General features: G+C 48.4%; 13 protein-coding genes, 1 tRNA gene and 1 pseudogene. 2 read left to right on the top strand and 13 right to left on the bottom strand.

Translation table 11 applies throughout. The features are described 5' to 3' along the window. Nucleotides 1-2: 2 nt before the first annotated feature. From DI44_RS09535 to DI44_RS09575, 9 genes are all read right to left on the bottom strand, one after another. Complete coding sequence (locus tag DI44_RS09535; RefSeq protein ID WP_033025170.1) at nucleotides 3-1,814, bottom strand: site-specific DNA-methyltransferase; 1,812 nt, start codon at nucleotides 1,812-1,814, stop codon at nucleotides 3-5. A gap of 13 nt (nucleotides 1,815-1,827) precedes the next feature. After that, the gene (locus tag DI44_RS09540) at nucleotides 1,828-2,589 is read right to left on the bottom strand and encodes a DUF4391 domain-containing protein (RefSeq protein WP_033025169.1); all 762 of its coding nucleotides are present in this window, start codon (nucleotides 2,587-2,589) and stop codon (nucleotides 1,828-1,830) included. A gap of 5 nt (nucleotides 2,590-2,594) precedes the next feature. Next, complete coding sequence (locus DI44_RS09545; RefSeq protein ID WP_033025168.1) at nucleotides 2,595-5,840, bottom strand: helicase-related protein; 3,246 nt, start codon at nucleotides 5,838-5,840, stop codon at nucleotides 2,595-2,597. Between the two features lie 441 nt (nucleotides 5,841-6,281). Beyond that, the gene (locus tag DI44_RS09550; RefSeq protein WP_023634085.1) at nucleotides 6,282-6,575 is read right to left on the bottom strand and encodes a helix-turn-helix transcriptional regulator; all 294 of its coding nucleotides are present in this window, start codon (nucleotides 6,573-6,575) and stop codon (nucleotides 6,282-6,284) included. 20 nt (nucleotides 6,576-6,595) lie between these two features. Continuing rightward, nucleotides 6,596-7,033 (bottom strand): hypothetical protein, encoded by a 438-nt coding sequence (locus tag DI44_RS19305; RefSeq protein WP_023634084.1) that lies wholly within the window; start codon nucleotides 7,031-7,033, stop codon nucleotides 6,596-6,598. A 103-nt stretch (nucleotides 7,034-7,136) separates the two neighbouring features. Then, nucleotides 7,137-9,686 carry a restriction endonuclease-like protein gene (locus tag DI44_RS09555; RefSeq protein ID WP_050483827.1) on the bottom strand — a complete coding sequence of 850 codons (2,550 nt, stop codon included), beginning with the start codon at nucleotides 9,684-9,686 and terminating at the stop codon, nucleotides 7,137-7,139. Then, nucleotides 9,655-11,334, bottom strand: a complete 1,680-nt coding sequence (locus DI44_RS09560; RefSeq protein ID WP_033025166.1) for a DUF3578 domain-containing protein — start codon at nucleotides 11,332-11,334, stop codon at nucleotides 9,655-9,657. The genes DI44_RS09555 and DI44_RS09560 overlap by 32 nt, the downstream gene beginning before the upstream one ends. A 771-nt stretch (nucleotides 11,335-12,105) precedes the next feature. After that, nucleotides 12,106-12,450: a hypothetical protein gene (locus DI44_RS19430; RefSeq protein WP_230581431.1), complete on the bottom strand. Its 345-nt coding sequence runs from the start codon at nucleotides 12,448-12,450 to the stop codon at nucleotides 12,106-12,108. A gap of 333 nt (nucleotides 12,451-12,783) precedes the next feature. Further along, nucleotides 12,784-12,856 (bottom strand) — tRNA-Arg (locus DI44_RS09575). Between the two features lie 751 nt (nucleotides 12,857-13,607). Here DI44_RS09575 and DI44_RS09580 point away from each other — a divergent pair. Then, on the top strand, nucleotides 13,608-14,375 hold the full coding sequence (locus DI44_RS09580; protein WP_014195545.1) for a class III extradiol ring-cleavage dioxygenase: 768 nt from the start codon (nucleotides 13,608-13,610) through the stop codon (nucleotides 14,373-14,375). Nucleotides 14,376-14,437: 62 nt separating this feature from the next. On the opposite strand, the gene DI44_RS09585 is transcribed toward DI44_RS09580, so the two are convergent. Beyond that, nucleotides 14,438-15,604, bottom strand: a complete 1,167-nt coding sequence (locus DI44_RS09585; protein ID WP_031205493.1) for a HEAT repeat domain-containing protein — start codon at nucleotides 15,602-15,604, stop codon at nucleotides 14,438-14,440. 275 nt (nucleotides 15,605-15,879) lie between these two features. Between DI44_RS09585 and DI44_RS0117055 the strand changes: the two are divergent. Then, a pseudogene (locus DI44_RS0117055) lies at nucleotides 15,880-16,225 on the top strand (hypothetical protein). Between the two features lie 53 nt (nucleotides 16,226-16,278). Here DI44_RS0117055 and DI44_RS09590 read toward each other — a convergent pair. The 3 genes from DI44_RS09590 to DI44_RS09600 all read right to left on the bottom strand — a co-directional run bounded on the left by DI44_RS09590 (nucleotide 16,279) and on the right by DI44_RS09600 (nucleotide 19,538). Next, nucleotides 16,279-17,184: a pseudouridine-5'-phosphate glycosidase gene (locus DI44_RS09590; RefSeq protein ID WP_033025162.1), complete on the bottom strand. Its 906-nt coding sequence runs from the start codon at nucleotides 17,182-17,184 to the stop codon at nucleotides 16,279-16,281. A 1-nt stretch (nucleotide 17,185) separates the two neighbouring features. Continuing rightward, the gene (locus tag DI44_RS09595) at nucleotides 17,186-18,127 is read right to left on the bottom strand and encodes a carbohydrate kinase family protein (RefSeq protein ID WP_033025160.1); all 942 of its coding nucleotides are present in this window, start codon (nucleotides 18,125-18,127) and stop codon (nucleotides 17,186-17,188) included. Between the two features lie 190 nt (nucleotides 18,128-18,317). Further along, entirely contained in the window at nucleotides 18,318-19,538 is a 1,221-nt protein-coding gene (locus DI44_RS09600; RefSeq protein WP_011230868.1) for a YeeE/YedE family protein, read from the bottom strand. Nucleotides 19,539-19,683 lie beyond the last annotated feature (145 nt).

Here is a 19,683-nt window from a genome sequence, read left to right as displayed (position 1 = left end):
GGTTATACACTCCTAACATCCGTGATGCCGTGCTTTTTCAACGTTTGCAAGGCATTCGTTTTCACCGCGTCGCTCATAAAGCCGGATTCTTTAAAAATGACTTTCGGCGGCATATGCTCGGATTGATATTTCAACATCTCCTGAACGATATCCAAATCGATGTCATCTTCTAAACATACTAACACGGAACCATAGGCAACGTTATAAATCGTTTTGCCGTTATAATCAATTTCTTCAATCGGTGTGGTGAGCGGCAGGCCGATTTTCAGTAAAATCTCATACAACAAATCTTCTTTCGTGCGGTCTTCTTTAATGTTATCCTGCAAATCGAAAAGGGTTTGCTCCAAGTTATCGAAATCAGGATCCCATGTTTTCACGTTCGAAGAATCGAGCTTAAACACTTTAAAACCGATATCTAAATCCGTTTTTCCCGTTTCCTGAACGATTTTGTCACCCGCGCGGCGGATACGTTCTTTTCCGATTTCGCAAATGTTTTTATACCCCGCTTTATACGCCTCCGATTTTTCATCCGTTTTCTCAGGCAGCTGCACCATAATAAATTTGCGATTGCCACCGTCTTCTGCATTTAACTGCATTACGGCATGGGCGGTGGTGGCAGAGCCTGAAAAGAAATCAAGAATAATATCATCACCAGAACTAATCGCTCTAATAAAAATCTCTATTATTTCTTTGGGTTTTACGGTATCAAATCCATGATAATTACCTATTAATGTGTTTAATTCCGTTTTGCCTGACTCCGAACTTCCTGTTATTTCAGGATCCATAAAAGTGTAGAAAGGATCATTTTCTGGTTCTTCTTCATGTTCATAGTATTTTCTGAACGGAATACCGTTTTTAAATTCTATATATCCATTATTGAATAAATCTTTAATAAAATCTTCTCCTCCCTGCCATCTCTGATCTGGTGGAGGAGTGTATCCACCAACCTCGAATCTCATTGTACTTCTCTGATTAGTTCCTCTATTAGATTTTAATATAGTTGTTAACCTATATTTTCCTTTTTGGTCCTCATATGGATACGAACGTGTTTCTCCAGAATATAAAGGATTAAAACTTACATTATTAGAGTTTTTTGCATACATTAAAACATATTCGGCGCACCTCTGTGGTTTGAATTTTGAATCACCTACATTAATTGGTTTTCTTCTAGATTTCCAAACAAATGTCGCTAAATGATTTTCTTCTCCAAATATTTCATTCATAACCATTAATAGATTAGCTAGCTCTTTATCATTAATGCTTACTAAAATTAGTCCATCTTCCTTTAACAAATTCCTTGCCAACTTCAATCTTGGATATATCATATTCAACCAATCTGTATGAAATCTCCCATTTGTTTCCGTATTTGCTTTTGTCGTCTGCTGCGTGATTTCTTTGTAATTCTTAATATTGTCATGGAAGTCATCTTTATACACAAAGTCCTTCCCCGTATTATACGGCGGGTCGATATAGATCATTTTAATCTTGCCGAAATACGATTTTTGCAACAGCTTTAATACTTCGAGGTTGTCGCCTTCAATATAAAGGTTTTCGGTCGTATCCCAGTTTTTGCTGGAGGCTTTGTCCGGTCTCAGCGTGCCGGTGGATGGCGTTTGCGCGAGTTTCATCGCCTGTGTTTTGCCGTGCCAGGTGAATTCATATTTTTCATTGCGTGTTTCGATCTCTTCGCCAAGAATCAGTTTTAGTTTTTCAAAATCAATTTTTCCTTCGGTGACCACTTCCGGAAATAATTGCTTTAACGCCTCGATGTTCGTTTTTACAATGTCCATCGATTTTCCATCTAGTTTTTCCATCGTGCTTCCCCTTTCATCGCAATTGTTGTTTCCACTGCTCGATTTGCGTCGTTAATTGCTGAATTTTCATGTTGTACTCTACTTTCCGGTTAAACTGCGTTTCTTTTTTAATTTTGTTTTTCCATTTCGCAATTTCCGCTTCCGCTTGTTCAATTTGCGCAATCAGTTGACGCGATTCTATATCGGTAGCGATGTAAAAAGCACCGATCGCTTTCGCATGCTGAAACGCCTGTACCGCGATATGAATGTCTTGATAAAACCGGAAGAAGTGAGAAAAAGATAACGCTGTTATGTGAACCGCATCGATAAATTGCCGAACCGTTTCATCGTCACTGTCGGATGAAAACCACGGAGTATACGCAAATTCCTCCAAAACAACTTGCGTTTTATCGATTTTGTTTAATCGCTTTAAACACGTACCAACCTGAACATTTCCTTCTTTTTCAAACACGATGACGACAGGGTTTGGCAACGCTCCTTGAATAATCTCTCCAATGACAGGAAGGTGGGCATCTTTCGTTTCCTGTCTTAATCGAATCGTGATAAACATAACACCTTCATAATGATAATCATCACTAATAAATGGCTGGATATTAATCACACTTGGAGTTAATAAATACGTTAGCTCGATCCGATCGACGTATTTCGTAATATAGTCTTTTTCCTTTTTCGTTAAATCAGCGAAATCGTAAAACATTTTTTTATCCAACTTCTTATGTAAAGGGCGGACTTTATCGTCCAGCCCTATTCTAGCATAAAATGTGAATCCAGCCACCGCTCTCACCCTTGAATGATAAGATAAGAGATAATTTCAAAGTCTTGCAAACTCGTATTCGCGTTCGTCACTAAGCTGTCCAAGTTTCCGAGGCTAAATATGTTCAGCGTTATTTGCTGATCGATTTTGCCAACGATATCTTCTACCGCTTTCTCCAGCAGCGCCTTATATTGCCCCATGTCTTTTCCGTTTTTCGTCTCTTGGTAAAACGCTTCGTATAAATCCCGCTCCACTTCTTTTTTTCCGTTGCATAGCGAACGGTATAAATCCAAAATTTTCTTTACGTGGACATGGTTATACAACACCGTGCCGTCTTCCCGTACGTATACCAAGTAATATGGATGGAGCGCGTTTTGTTCGTTCGATGATGTGACGCGATCGGTTTGTTTTAGACAGAAAATAACCCCAGGCTTAATTTCGTCTTTTAGTTTTTCATTTTTGTTCACGGTAATGCTAAAAAGCCCTAGCGGCGCTTTTTCCACCGCTTCTTTATGTTCCTTCATAAAATTTAATAAATCCATGCGGAAGTCGTCTAACGTAAAATCGGTTAAAGAAATATTTCCGGAAATGTCCTCTAAATCAATGACTTCGTTTTGCAGTTTTTCGAGTTGTTTGCGGCGGTATTCCAAATCTTTCATTTCATTGCTGTTGTCGGCGATGACGTTTTCTTCTCCGGTGGAAGAAATATCGAGAATCGTCATTCGGTCTTTTACCCTGTTGACGAGATTAATATATTCATCGAGTTCCAGCGACGGCCAAAAGTTGACCAACTGAATCCGTTCGTTTTTGCTGCCAATCCGGTCGATACGGCCAAAACGCTGAATAATGCGAACCGGATTCCAATGGATATCATAGTTGACAAGGTAGTCGCAGTCTTGCAAGTTTTGCCCTTCGGAAATACAGTCAGTAGCAATTAGTATGTCAATTTCCTCTTTCATCTCGGGCATTACTTTTGCCCGCTCTTTCGAAATAGGTGAAAAGTTCATTAAGACATTATTGAAGTCGACTTTTTTCATTTTTAATGTAGTTTTTGGATGATCCGAGCCAGTTACTACGGCAGAGTGCAAGCCAAATTGACGATAAATCCATTCATGCAAGTTTTCATACAAGTATTTTGCCGTATCCGCAAACGCAGTAAAAATGAGCAATTTCTTGTTTTGGCCGTTAATCGGATTCTCGATTTTGTTTTGAATGACTTTTTTCAATGCCAATAATTTTTTATCGCGATCTGGCGTTATCCTTCTCGCTTGCGCAAGCAACTTCGCTAAAATCTCGCGGTCATATAATAAATCTTGCTTCCATCGGATTAGATCCATATCTTTGATGAAAATTTTCACTTTCGAGCCGATTAACGCGTCTTCTAAGTCAGGATCTTCCATATCTATATCATTAATATCTCCGATCGTTTCGTTTTTCGGATCATATTGATCTATTTTTTGAATGTGCGAATCGATCTGATGAATAATGTTTTCCAATGTTAAAGAAAAGGAATGAATGCTGCTTTCCAATCGTTTCAACAAGTTAGATTTCATTAAATAGACAAGATTATTTTCCCGGTCGGTTTGTTTAAAAATTCTTCCGTTTGCTACTTTCGTATCGTACTTTTCGCTATAAACTGCTTTTTTATGAGGCAAGATGTATTGCATCGGCGAATAAACCGCCAACCGCAACCGCAATATTTCATTATTAATCTTCTCCAGCGGCGGAAATTCATCTTTAGCGTCAATCGTTTCTTTAATATTGATTGGCTTCAGGCGGGTCGGAAACGAGCCGATCGCGTTCACATTGTAATATTTTTCAATATGGCGGCGCGAACGGGCGATTGTTAATGAGTCAAGCAAGGTGAAATAATCCCAGTTTAGCATATCTAACAACCGCTCAGTGGTCCGCTCTTCTTCAGGAAGATTGCTCCATTTTTTGAACTGCGACTGCGCGCGGCGGATCGTTTGGCTGATGCTTTTGATGTTCGCCGTTTCCGCTAGCGCTTTGTCATTTCCTTCCGTAATGAAAGCTATCTGGTTTTTTAAGTCATCGAGCTTGTTATTGACAGGGGTGGCAGAAAGCATTAACACTTTCGTTTTCACTCCCGCTTTAATAATGTCGTTCATCAAGCGGGAATATCTCGTCACCCGATCGTTGCGCGGATCATTATTGCGAAAGTTGTGTGATTCATCGATGACGACTAGGTCATAATTTCCCCAGTTCACATGCTCCAAATTAATATCGCCGCTATATCCGCGCTCGCGCGATAAATCGGTATGGTTGAGCAAGTCATAGGAAAAGCGGTCTTCCGCCAAAATGTTGCGCTTATCGTTTAAACGGTAAATAGCCCAGTTTTCCCTCAATTTTTTTGGTGCCAGCACGAGAACGCGATGATTGCGCAGTTCGTAATATTTAATGACCGCTAACGCCTCAAACGTTTTTCCGAGCCCGACGCTGTCGGCGATAATGCATCCTCCATACGTTTCGATTTTATTGATGGCGCCAATTACCCCATCGCGCTGAAAATCGTAAAGTTTGTTCCAAATGACCGTATTTTCAAATCCCGTTCTTGTTTGTAGCGATTCGTAGTTTTTCGCATCTTGCAAGAAGCCTTTAAATAGATTGTAGAGCGTCACGAAGTAAATGAACTCTGGCGAATTTTCTTTATACATCACTTCTAAACGCCGCAACATTTCCTCTTTCACATCTTGCAGCGCCTGTTCATCTTGCCAAATCGACTCAAACTGGCGAAGCAACTGGGCGCTGGAATCTCGATCATCCATCATATGAGCAAAATAAAAATGGGGGGAGCTGCTGTAGCCGAGCCCTGGACTGGAAAACGGCGCACCGCCGATCAAGCCGATTTGTGACCCGTCCTCATTTCGCACATGATATATGCTGCCTTGAATGCGCTGATTGACGACCGATTTCACCCTTGCTTTCTGTTTCAGCCATTTCGCCAGTTCCCTTGCTATGTATGCTTGGTTAAGTTCGATTTTGTATTTTCGTTCTTCTTCTACTCCATACAGCGCCGCTTCGTTTTTCTTCATCCATTCATTGAATGAACGATCACCGCGCACAAAGGCAGGCTCTGTGAAAATAAAACGGAATTCATCGATTTGCGCCAGTTCTTTTTTCAACTCTGCAAACGCATATAACGTAAAATGCGCCGCCGCAATCGATAGTTTGCTGCCTTTTGTGATATGCGCTTTCAACGCATCGCCGACTAGGCCGTTTTGTCTGTTGTCAATCATCCCTTTTGTCTTCATGCACGAATGGCTCCTTGTTTCTTTTCTTTATGGTTTTATTTTACGAAAACAACTGGTAGGATGTTGTTGAAATTTGTCGAAACTATAGATTGATTATCATAGACACAGCTTAAGAACGAGGGCTCTGTTTCGGTCTAGGAACGAATTGATCGAACTCGACGTCAAGGCGCAAGACATCCAGCCTCTCCATCAACGATGGGCGCAAAAAATCCTCCCGATTTTCGTCGGGAGGGTGCAAAAAGTGAGTGATTAAGCTTTTCCGGCTCTTCACCACAAGTTGTACTTGATCATTTACGGCAAGATAGGTGCGCATTGGGAAAATAGAGGATACAAAAAATGCGAATTTTCCCGTATGGTAAAGGAGACCGAGCCAAATCATCGGAGGAAAATTCACATGTACTCTCAGTTGATCAAAGAACTCATCGATTTCCCTATTATGCGCTAAACCCGAACATTCAGGTTATGATCCTGTCTGCTTGTACCATCAATGATAAAAGGAGTATTCAATGCCTGCGAAATTTTAAAAAGCGTCTCTACCCTAGGACTTGTAAGCCCCGATTCAATTCTCCCAATCGTGGATTTTGGAACTCCAATGCGATCTGCCAGTTCCTGTTGAGACATATTCAGCTGCTTTCGTCTTGTTTTAATCTGTGCAGCTATCGTTCCTTCCAATCGAAGTTTTTGAACATGTTGCTCGCCTCGAATGGCTGCATATTTCTTAAAAAAATCACTCATTGTTTTTCCCTCCCAGTCCATTAATAAAGGCAAGGGTCGAAAGCGCAATAACGTTCATATGCTGATTCAGCCGGCACAATATCCTCTCGTCTTATCGCTCCGTTATACTGCTTGTCAAAATAATGAAGCAATATGACTTTTGAAAAATTGTGAATCGCAAATATAATTCTGTGATTTCCAGTTCTTCCACCTCTTATACCCCATCTGTAAAAATGATCATAACGAGTATTCATGCGAAGATGTTTCAACGACGGAGGGATGATATCATCCGGAAAGCCGTTGTTCTCCGGATCAGACGGATATGGATTACGTTGAATAATCGTAAGTTGCCTTGCATATACATCAGCAACATGACACCATATCCCCGGACGACCTTTTTGTCTAAGTTCTTGCTCGGCTTTACTCAGTAGATGATTTTCAAATTCCTTTACATTTCCTGTGTATATTACCTCAAACAATATCCTCTACCCTTTACCAATCATTATACACAATGATAGCATTTATGCTACTGACATGCAATCATTTATACATGCCAAAATGGATTGAAACAGACATGGATCATCAGACCCAGCCTTGTCTCTCGATCATACCCACATGGCCATGCATCCTTCCCTCCCCCATCATCCCCACCACTTCGCGAAACACGGCCGATGGCTGCTTGCGGAGCAGTTCGGCGGGGATCGTTTTGTGCTTCGTGCCGTTCGTGATCATGAGCAGGCCGTCTCCTAGGCGGATGGACACGTTTTTGATGCGGTACGCGGTGATCTTGGACGCCTGATCCAAGTAGCGGGCGTCAAGGTCGAAGCGGATGCGGTCGGACAGCCGCCGCAGGATGCGCCAAAGGGCGATTTCCTCGCTTGATTTCATGAACAGTTCCGGCAGTTCTTTCGCCTGTTTGAGCATGTTGAACGTCGTCATCGCATAGACGGCGATGCCGTAGCCGACGGGACGGATGACGTTTTGGAGAAAGTTCCAGCTTTCGACTTCGAAGCGAACGTATTCCTCATCGCTTCGTTTCGGCAGCTCGGTGATGGCCGATCGTTTGACGATGTTCACAGCGGCGATTTTGCCAAAGCACGTGACCCCGTTTTGCGGGGCGGCTCCCCGCTTCGGGTAAAGGGCGATGTAGCGCGCCGTTTGCCAACCTTTTTTCAGCTGCTTGACCGGGATATGGTAGAAGCGGTGTTTCCGGTAGGCTTCGTAATGCCGCGCGCTTGGCACCATGCCGACGAGCACATGCTCATCGAACCCCGACCGCCATTCTTCGATGATCCCTTGCGGCAGGATGCCTTCGTTTTGCAGTTCTTCGGGATTCTTTTCAATCAGCCGCTCGATGAACTGCTCGACCAGGCGGGTGGCGTTCGGCAAAAACGGCAGGCCGCCGATGTTGACGTCGTTGATGCTTTTGTACAGCGGGTGCGCTTGGTAGCTGTCTTCGTCATGCCACGGGAACAGCACGTAGGCGCCAAAGGCGGTGCGCTCGTATGGGCCGCCGCGGCGGGCGACAAGCGAATCGCGGTAGCGGTGCATCGTGTTGATGTCGTCTTCCATCGGGCCCGGCATTCCGTACCGTTTTTCGTATGAGCTGCCCGAAACGGCGAAGTCCAGGCGGTATTTGGCGTCGAAAATGTAGTTGAATGTATAGTCTTTTCCCTTCTTTTCAATCGCCAGAACCGTGTCGGGCATTTGCGGGACGGTTGGCAGCCTTCCTTCGTACGGCTGATAGGTCAGCGTGATTCGCTCTCCGGTGTACGGATGTTCGTACACCCGCTTGGCGGAGCGGTTTTTTTCGAGATTGACGAACAGCCCTAAGCGGTTCACTTGGATGACATTTTGGCTGATGAGTTTGTATTTTTTCCCGAGGAGCTGCCCGAGCTTCAAAAACGTCCAATACTCGTACAACGTGGCGACGTCTTTTACGGACATTCGGTACAGCTTCCCTTGCAAGGCGAGGCCGCGGGTGATGATGAGAAACAGCTGATAGGCGTCGCGGTACCCGGGCGCCATTTGCAGGACGAGGCTCATGACGGAGCGGTCAAGCCGCCCGATCGGCCGCCAAAAAGAGTGACGAAGCCGAGTTTCGAGCGCGCGGATCATCGATTGGATGCGCTCAAGCAAACCCGGATCCGGTTCCGTTTCGTATCGCTTTTGCTTCCCTTGCACGTGTTCGAACAAATCGCGCAGCTTCTCGACAAGGCGCGTCATCATCCATTTGACGAACCGGTTTTCGAGCGTGTCGTACGTCAGTTCTTTTTTCGCTTTGAGCCCCGATCGCGGCATGACGGTTCGACTTCCGATGTTGATGCCGCGCTTGACGTCACGGAACACTTGCGGCCGCTTGCGCAAATCGTTTCTTCCTGCCGCATCCAAACGGCCGAGCTGGTCGCCGCGCACTCTCACATGGACGGTCGACAGTTGATGGTGCGGCTGCCGCTCAATATGCCGAATGGCATGCAAAAAGTCACTGATATGCGCTTCCATGAGCCGGAAAAACTCGCTTCGGGACGGTGCGTCGTCCCGCTTCGCTCTCGCCCGCTGGTACGTGCGCTTGATGAAGTGAAACGCCAAGTTGTAAATTTCTTCGCTGACTTCGTCAAGAAGGATTTGGTAGTCTTGTTTATATGTCAGCTTCGTCGGAAAAATTTCGATCGTCACGTCCAAAATGGAACGGCTGCCGTCGCGGATTTCCAACGTCGACAGCCCGACTTCATTCGGGAAATAGAGGTTGCCCATCAACACCGCCTGTCCGCCGATGTCAACGCGGCTGACAACGTTCCGAATGGCTGGCGATTCATGATAAAAGGTAAGCACCCGCTCGGTTTTCGGAACGACGAGCAGCTGATAGACGCCGTTTTCAAAGAAAATCGGGCGGTGGCCGCCCGACCAGTCGACAAGCTCGCCAGCGTCCACGTCAAACAGTTTGACGTCCAAGATGTCTTCACCGCTGACGAAAAACTCCATCGTCTCGTGGAAATCGAGGCGGCGGTACTGCTGAAGCCCTTCGTATTGTTCGTGGTACGGCTTTCCTTTGATCACGAGCGTGAGCTGTTTCGTTTCGATATGGACAAGCTCGCGGTCGTCACGCCCCGAGCCAGAACGAAGTGAAGCCATCGTCCTCTAACCTCCGCAGCATCTGCCAAATTTTCTCCGCACTTTTTGGATAACGGGCATACGAAACATCAAGCACGCCGCTGTATTCACCGTCCGGTTCAAAACCGGCGCACAGGACAAACAGCTGCTTGAGCGCTGTTTCGAGCCGCACGTCGCTTCCCGAAAGGCGCGGCAAAATTTTTTGCATGAGGCAATAGTCGAACGCCTTGTCAAATTCCATCAGCTTTCCTTCTTCGTTATACGCAAGGTAGAAGCAAATTTCATCGCGGACGCGGTAACCGATATGCGCGCCGAGCGGCGCGAGGATGCGGTTGATCTCCACGAGCTGTTTCGTCACCGTTTCAACAAGCTCTGGGCAGCGTGCGTACACATCTTTCAAATGCAAATACCGCGCCGCGAACAGCTCCTGTCCGACGGGCAGGGGCGCGACGGTCGGCAAGTCGCGCAAAAAATCGAGATGGTCGAGCTGGACGCGGTTGAACTCGATCGTGTTCGCCCGGTCGAGCACTTTTTTGCTGAAGGGGTGGGTCGTCTCGTCCATGTTGACCGTGCCGATGATGTAGACGTTCGGCGGGAGAAAAAGATCGCACCCTGCTGTTTCTCTCGGCAGCAACCGTGACGAGGTGATGCGCCCGTCTTCCCAGCGGCGGCTTTCCATGACGCTTAAGACATCGCTGAAATAATGCTCAACGCGGGCGAGGTTCATCTCATCCAACACGACGAAATACGGCTTGTCCGGATGCTTCCCCGCTTCGATGATGACGTTGGTGAGCGGCCCGGGCTTGAAATCGCCTTTAATGTCGACATAGCCAAGCAAGTCCGAGCCGTCGTGCCAATCCGGGCGGACGGGAATTAAGGTGAAGCGACCGTTGTCTTCCGTCGCGCCGACGCTCTCGGCGAGCCATTGAACAATTTTTGTTTTCCCGGTTCCAGAAATGCCGGACAAGATGACAAACGGTTTTGTTTTTAACGATAGAAAGAGGTTGGTCACTTCCTCTTTCGTATAGTAAAACCCTTTGGCGGATATGTATGAATGAATATGCTCAACCGCCTCCCGATAGGAAAGGGCCTGCTCGGGCGGTGCCATCGGTTCTGTTCGCTCCACATACTGTCGGTAATAACCGATCATCGTTTCGAGGTCGCGCGCGAGTTGTTCATCGGATGGCAGATCGTCAAACGAATAGGCGATATACGCCGCCACCGACCGTTCGTAGTCTTTCGCCCGTTTGCTTTCGCCAAGACGGATGTCATCATTCGTCCGCACGCGTTCTTCAGCGGGAATGAGTTGGCGGATGTCCCGCTTCACCCGCTCCATTTCGTCTTTCGGCGTCTCCGTCACTCCTTGGGCGAGCGTCAAATAGAGCCGGCGCATATCTTCACTGAATAAGTAGACGATATAATACCCGCGTTGCGTCGAATCCGTCACCTCTTGATCCATCACCGCCACCCACGGCACGTCAGTCCACACCCCTTGACCGACAGAACCTTTCACCACATACCGGTCAGGCGGTAAGAAAGGCAATGTTTTCAACGCCTCTGGAATCGCTCGTGTCACCAGCTGAAACGACCGTCGCTCTTTTGACAGTTTTTCGCGTTTTTCTTGTTCGTAAATGGCCATCACTTGGCGGAAAAGATCGTGCAATGACATGGGAATAACTCCTTCGTATAGAAATGTTATTCTTCGTTTCTATTTTTCTTCTATTCTACTAAAAAAGCGGCTCTCTCAACTAGTGAGAGAGCCGCTTCTTTCGTCACGAGCAGGCGTTCTTTATGTATATACATGCAACATGAAGAGTGGACTTCTCATCACGCCCCATCCCCCAAGCGCTGCAGCACCTTCTCCGGATGTTCATGGATATAAGCCATCGATCAAAGGCTTGCATGATATCGTTTCGTTCTTTATGAAATACATTCGCCATGACAGGATCTTTCCGCCATTTCCGCAAACGCTCGATCGGGGTGAGCTGCGGCGAATATGGCGGGAGATAAAGAAAAAACCCCCGCATCGCAAGGGTTTTCACTAGCGGCCCGAGAGGATAATAACCATTTACCGAAAAGTATTGATATTTCAATGTTTGAGCGACACATTCTTTTGTGTTGTGCAAAATTTGTGCAAAATTCTTTTGAGTTGCTATCTCGTGCGAAAAGGCGGAGAGATCCGCCTTTTGTTTAGCTAAAATAAGCTATAAGTAAAACGATAACAAAGCACACCCCACCACATCACTCGGCTTCATCTTCTCCTCGACGCGATACGTTCCATACGTACCATCCACCTTCACCAGCTTTATTTCGCGAGGCGGTTCATCTTCATATGTGATGTCATCCTCCCTTTGTTTCTCGAAACTGTATGAAGCAATATCGTTCGATACAACTGTATGCGCTGTATACATTTTAATGTTCTTTTCCTCAAGCATTGAACTCAAAGTGAGTGCCACTCTACATTCCCTGCCTCAATAATGATGATGTTCACCCCATCGGTTACTATTTTAACTTTTTCAAGCGATGGAGTTTCGGAAATAAGCACCGCTTCCAATATTTCATCAGCATCAAAGTCTTTAACGCAATCTGTTTCAAAATATGTTACATCTTCAAAAACAATGAATCCCTCAATCATTTCAGGATCTTTAGTTTCGTCATAATCAAATTGCTGCCATTTACATAACTCAGTTTCAATAGATACTCTTTTTGTAGTGGAATCATATTCCACATTATTAATTAAACTCCCATGTAAATTATATCTTTTAAGAAAATCAGATATTCTCATCATTTCTTCCCCCTATTAATCACAATATGCGAAGCTTTTGATCCCTTTGCCACCGGGTTACCATTTATGTCCAAATACATATCATTTTGGATCTTCGCCAAAAGTGGTACTTGACTGTTTCTAGAATAGAAGGGAATGAAGCAAAAAGGATTCCGCCAAGTTGATCTGGCAATGGAGGAACTGCATCATGCCAAATAGCCGTGCAAAATTCGTGCAAAATTTTTTCAAATTCTATCGTATTTTTTCGGATTCCAAAAAAATAGAAAATGACTGCAAACGCAGTCGTATCAAGGGGTTTAAGAATTTTAATCCGAACTAGTCGGATCGTTGGAACGGCCCCGAGAGGATTCGAACCTCCGACGCACGGTTTAGGAAACCGACGCTCTATCCACTGAGCTACGGGGCCATGATAAGAATGTACACCTAAGCGCTGGGACGGCTAGGGGAGAGACTCCATCCCCTCGAGACGTCGAGAATTCCGATTGTTTGATCCGTTCCTGGTTTTTTGAGGAAAAACATCGAAACGAGACCGCTCCTTGCCTTTGGCGCTGTGCAACCGATCAAACGCGCGGCCAGTTTGAGAATATGTTCATTGTTTGGTTGCCAGTGAACTGGGGGCAGGCTCTAGTCATGTTTGTTGATGCATACCGTTTATGGCGTGTCAGACGGGTATATTATAACTGATTTTTTGCTGTTTTAAAAGGTTAAATGGACAAGGAAAAGTTTTGCAAGTGCATAGAATGGCAAAGGATGCTTATGCTACACTAAGGGTAAGGGGATTGGCAAGGGAAGCGGCCCATACACCGTTTTTCGTCGAATCGTCTAGAAAGGCCGACGAGGAATGAAAAAGGCGGCTCATCCCCATTATTTTTTTCAATTAGGGAAGCCTTGTCAGATCTGTCCCTCTTTCTGATGAACTGCCACCGGTTCAAGCAAAAAACAAATTTTTCACCAGCTCTCTAGGAGGTTGGTGATTTACTTGCGCAACCGCTTCTGGAAATCGGTTCTCAAGTAGAAAAAACTTGTTGCATCAGCCTCTATGTTCGCGCGTTCAATCATCGATCAAGTCAAACAGTGGTTTTTCACCAACCTTCTAGAGGCGGCATCAGGCTGCAAAGTGTTGATCCGTCAATATGACTCAAGGGAGGAATGGAACGATGAACCCCCCTGCCCTGTTTCTCGCCCACGGTTCGCCGATGTTGGCGATCGAAGACAATGCGTATACGGCGTTTTTGAAAAAGCTTGGGGAAGGAATTCGCCCGCAGGCGGTCGTCATCTTTACAGCGCATTGGATGACGCGCCAACCGACGGTTTCGGCGGTTGAGGGGACGTATGACATGATTTATGATTTTTCCGGGTTTCCGCGCGAGCTGTATGAAGTGGTTTATCCGGCGCGCGGGTCGGTCGAGTGGGCGGAGCGCGTGCGCGAGCGTCTCGCTGGTGTGGCGGAAGTGGCCGTTGATTCCACGCGCGGGCTGGATCACGGTTCTTGGGTGTTGTTGCACCGCCTATTTCCCAACGCTGACATCCCGATTGTGCAAGCGTCGGTCGTGCCGTGGTGGACGCCGAAGCAATTGTTCCAGCTTGGTGAGGCGCTGCGTCCATTGCGTGACGAAGGATTGATGGTCATCGGCAGCGGCGGGACGGTGCACAATTTGATGGCGCTCCGTTGGGAAGGGCATGCGGAGGCAGAAAGCTGGGCGGCCGCTTTTGATGACTGGCTGTTGCGCGAGTCAGCCGCCCGCAGTGAGGATGTATTCCATTATGAAGAAAAAGCACCTTACGCCAAGCAGGCCGTACCGACCCCCGAACACCTCGCGCCGTATTGGATCGCTTACGGCGCAGGCGATCGCGACCAAGCGCCGCGCGTGTTGTTCCGAGAATATCAATATGGAAGCTTAAGCCTCATGGCTGTGTCTTTTTAAAAGGCCCGCCTCCGACGCCACCGCGTGGGGACGGGCCATTTCTTTGAGACAAAGCAGCGTTCTCATTTGCCACAGCACTTTTTATACTTTTTCCCGCTGCCGCACGGACATGGGTCGTTACGGCCGATTTTTCGCTCTTTTCGGCGGTATGGGATGTTGGTCGGCCGCGGAGGTGTTTGCAGCACGGCTTGAAAATGGCGATACCGCTGCTCGGCAATGGCTTTCCACGTTTCCAGCTTCGGGTGATCGATCTCTAGAATCGTATAATAGGCGTACGCGTTCTGTTCGACATCAATCATCCAAGAACGCCCTCGTTTTTCCGCTCTTTTTACATACTGCTCTACTTCTGGGAGCGCCTCTTTATCCAGCTGATGGCAAAGCGCCTCAAAGCAAAATGCTTGGAGGTCATCATCGCGCTGCTTGGAAAAGACTTCTCGCAATACACGCACGGCCTGTTTAGATTTGATGTTGGCGAGCACATGAATAGCGGACAGCGCCGTGTCTTCCTGAAACGCATATGGGCGCACCGCTTCGATCGTTTCTTCACGTTGGAACATCGATAAGGTGGAAACGGCTTGATCAACAAGCACATCACCGTCTTGTTGTTCCAACAGTCGGGCGAGGCGGGGAATATATTCAGCGGCGCCGACGAGCGAGACCGCATACACCGCCAAAATGCCGTCATACGAAAACCAAGGCTGTTGCTCGTTTTTCATCCATGTCAGACCGATATCTTCCTTCGTCATCCATCCGCGTTCAACGAGAATGCGCACGGCTTGCTTGGCTACTAAAAACCAATCGTGATTGTGAAACTCTTCCTCGTGCAAATGCGAAAGCACTGAAAAATAGTGTTCCCATACGTCATCTTCCGTTCCTTCTAAAGCAAGGCGGACAGCTCGCTGCCAAGACCGCGGGAAGTGAGGGAGCAGCTGTTCTCCGTATTTTTCGAGCTGGGCGGCTGGAAACGGGAAAAACCAACGGATGTACTTCGCTGCATCTTTCATGCTCAACAACTGCTCAAGCGCTCGGTCGGTCAACGGCTGTTTGGAGATGCCGTGCAAAATCATCCTCCGTGTTTCTTCGTTGTCCGCCGTTACAGCCTCATCCACCAAACGCTCCACAAGCGCGGCTGGAATATCCGGATACTCTTCGATTGCGTCAAACGCAAACTGGCGGAGGACAGGATGGTCGCTAAACAAATGCGGCTCGATTGTTTGAATAAAGGACATGATCACACCTTCTTTTTTCTGAAATTTCACCCCCGTCGCTGACAGAATATCGACATTCAACCTCCTCGCGACGGGCTTGCGGGTTCTTCCTTCATACATGGAACACAAGCAGCGGCCGATGCGATGGAAATGGGCAGCCAAAGGAGCTCTTGGTCATTTCAAACATCACAGCATCTCCTCCTCTATCATAGACAAAATCCGCTTGATTTGAAACCGTTTTTCCTTCTCGCAAACTCGCTTGTTTGATATGCTAGAAGTGGAAGGAGGTGAAGAGGGTGGAAGAAAAAACGATATTGGCGCAAATTTTGCAAGTGCTTGATTTGTACGCGGCGGATATGCGCAAGCAGTTCGAAGCGCTCCATGAGAAATTCGACTCGCTTCAACGCCAAGTCCAAGCGTTGAATGAAAAAACGGATGAAATGGACAAGCGCATCGAGGAGATGGATGGACGGTTTGAGCGGCAGATTGCCCAGTTGGAGCGCACCGTGAACGAACGGTTCGAACGGCTCGAAGCGAAACTCGGCCACATCCGCGTGGAACTCACAAGAAACGGTCGACTTCCACTCCGTCAAAATCGCCCAGCATGATCGAAAAATCCGCCATTTGCTTCACGCTCGATAAATCCTCCACCGCCATCATGCCCCCGTCCTTCCATCAAGGCGGGGGCGTTCGCATCAAGAAAGCTCTCGGGCAAGGTCGGCCGCCAAGGCGGCGTTGTTTTTCACTAAGGCGATGTTTGCTTGCAAGCTTTTGCCTCCGGTTAACGTTTTCACACGGTCAAGCAAAAACGGGGTGACCGATTTTCCGGTGATGTGCTGCTTTTCTGCTTCCTTGAGCGCTTGTTCGATGATCGCGTTGATATACGACTCCTCGAGCTCATCTTCTTTTGGGACAGGATTGGCGATCACAACACCGCCGTTTAACCCAAGCTTCCATTTCGTTTCGAGGAACTGGGCGATCTCTTTGGCGCTGTCTAAGCGATAACCGACGCGAAACGGGCTTGTCCGCGAATAGAACGCCGGCAGGACGTCCGTCTGATAGCCGATGACCGGAACGCCGTGCGTCTCGAGGTATTCAAGCGTCAACCCTAAATCCAAAATCGATTTCGCCCCGGCGCAGACGACCGCGACGTTTGTCCGCGCCAACTCTTGCAAATCAGCCGAGATGTCCATCGTCCGCTCGGCGCCGCGGTGCACGCCGCCGATGCCGCCGGTCGCAAATACTCGGATGCCCGCCATCTCAGCGCAAATCATCGTCCCCGCCACGGTCGTCGCCCCGTGTTTCTTCATGGCGACGACATACGGCAAGTCGCGGCGGCTCACTTTTTCTACATCGTGGCTTGTCCCGAGCTGTTCAAGTTCCCCTTCTGTCAATCCAATTTTAATTTTTCCATTAAAAATCGCGATCGTCGCCGGCACGGCGCCGCGGTCGCGGATGATCCGCTCGACGTCTTTCGCCGTCTGCACGTTTTCCGGATACGGCATGCCATGCGAGATGATCGTTGATTCTAAAGCGACAATCGGCTTTTTTTCGGCCTTCGCTTGAGCGACTTCTTCGGAAAAGACGAGAAAATCATTCATATCACTTCGTTCCCCCTTCGCAAAAATACCGCGCATAGGCGGCTTGCAACAGGTGTTCATTCAAAGCGGGATGCACCGTTTCGGCCGTTTGCAGCGTAAGCGCCGCGCTGCTCATCCCAAAGCGGCAGGCGTCTTCCACCGTATGTCCGCCTAAGACGCCGTACAAAAATCCAGCCGCAAAGGCGTCGCCCGCTCCGGTGGCGTCGGTGACCTCAACCTTCGGCGCTGCAATCGCTTCTGTTTCCCCTTGCTTGGTGGCGTACGCGACGCCGTTTGCGCCGCGCGTGACGACAACGTTCTGGGCGCCGGCTTGAAGGATCGGTTTCATTATGTCGTCCGTATGTCCGTCGCGTCCCACAAATTCCTTAGCCTCCGCTTCATTCGTGACAAACCACGTCACACCAGACAAATCGCTGGGCAATCGCTTCACTTTTGGAACCGACACCGTCACAACACAAAGCGGGATGTCCTCTTGGCGACATTGTGCAATCACCGAACGAATGACAGCCTTCGGGAAATTCGTGTCAAGCACGACCGCAGAAATCGGACCGAGCCGAGTCCATTGCTGCTTTAGCCATTCTTCCCCCACTGTATCATAAATGGCCATATCCGCCAAGGCGAGAACCATCTCGCCGCGTTCATCGAGCACCGCTGTATACGTCCCGGTGTTCGCTTTTGGCGTTCGCACGATGAAGCTCGTATTGACATATCGGCTCGTCACGTCAATGAGCCACTGTCCATCGTGATCATCGCCAACGGCGCTGACGAGCGAAACAGGTTGAGCAAGCCGCCCTAAGTTTTCCGCCACGTTTCTCGCCACCCCGCCCGCGGTTTGCGTCGCGGTGACGGGATGGGACGTGCCGAGCTGAAACGGCGCAAGCAACCGCGCTTTCCGATCGACATTCGCCCCGCCGATGCAGACGATCGAGGCCGCTTTCCCCATGCCTTTCCCCCTCTCTTCCAATGATCGCAGCCGCGCGATCCCGCCTCTTTCCAAACGGAGAAAACGATTTCAAAAAAGCGGACAGCTGCACGCTTCGAAGCCTCACCACCCATTGTACCACATACCGCCTGGCAAGAACGGCATAAAGAAGGCACCCCGTCAAAACGACGGGATGCCAACTTTCGGACACTTAGTTTTTGTACGCGCAATACGGACGCAGTTTGACGCCGATCAGGCTGCCGAGGAAAGCAAAGACAAACCACGCCCAGCCGTGGGCGCTGAATGACGCAATGCCGCCGAAATACGCGCCGATATTGCAGCCGAACGCCAGCCGGGCGCCGTATCCCATCATCAGGCCGCCGATCAGCGCACCGATCGTCATGCGCGTCGGACGCTTCCACTGAATCGGTTTTGTATAGCGGCCCGCAAGCGCTGCCGCCAATAAGGCGCCGACCATCAAGCTGATGTCCATCACGGTCGTTGTATCGTAGTAGAGTGGATTCGCGAGCGCCTGCCGTTTCGCTTCATCTTGCCAGTACGCCCAAGCAGTCGGATCGACGCCAAACAGCTGCACGAACTTCGCCCCCCAAAGGGCGAAGGCGGACGTAATGCCCCACGGCTTACCGCTAATCATCAGCACAAGCGCGTTCGTTACAGCCAAGAGCAACGCCCCGACCAGAAGCGACCATGGCCCTTTGTAAATCGCTTTCCAGCCATGACGGTTCTCAAGCGATGTAGCAACGAGTTGGCCATAGCGCCGTTTTTCCGCCACGGTCACCACATAGTAGACCGCTGCCAACAAAACCAACTGAAGCAAAAACCCTCCCAAGGCGCCGAACTCGCCAATGAACGAGAACGGCTTCCATTGCGGCATCTTCGCCCACACGTCAAAGTGGGTCGTCGCAATGACTGAGCCAGCGATGAACCCGATGAGCGTCACGATGCCGTTCGCATCGCCTCCGCCGATATGGTACAACGTCCCGGACGCGCAGCCGTCGCCAAGCTGCATGCCGATGCCAAACAGGAAGGCGCCGACGATGACTGATACCCCCACGCCAAATACATACCCTGACACCGGGTGCCCGAGCGCCGAACCTTTCACGAGCAACGGCAAAAACAACGCGCTGGCCACAGCCATCATGATCATCTGTGCCCGAATGCCTTCCCCTTGGCGGTACAAAATGAATTTCCGCCAGGCCGAAGTAAAACCGAAATGGGCCTGATAAAGCACAAAACCGCCGAACGCTCCCAACAAATATAACAGCGCTTGTTGCCAGGACACACGGCTGTATAAGAACAATGCTCCACCGATTAACACGAAGCAGGAGACTGCAATGATCCATGCCGTCGGATTTTTCGGGGCGTTCGCCGCCTGTTTCGCGCGAACGTCTTGTTGCGCAGTCATTTCCATGGTGCATATCCCCCTTTTCTTTCCCCATTGTTAATATACTCTATAATAATATAAAACAGATTGATTTTCTATGATTTAGATATAAAAATTTCACGTATGAACTTATGGTATAATGTAGAGGATCACATTTCGAGAAAGGAGATTC

It is taken from the genome of Geobacillus sp. CAMR5420 (assembly GCF_000691465.1).
In the GTDB taxonomy this organism is placed as follows: Bacteria; Bacillota; Bacilli; order Bacillales; family Anoxybacillaceae; genus Geobacillus; species Geobacillus thermoleovorans.
The sequence above is the reverse complement of the archived record's forward strand: the minus strand, read 5'-3'. Positions and strand labels throughout refer to the sequence as shown.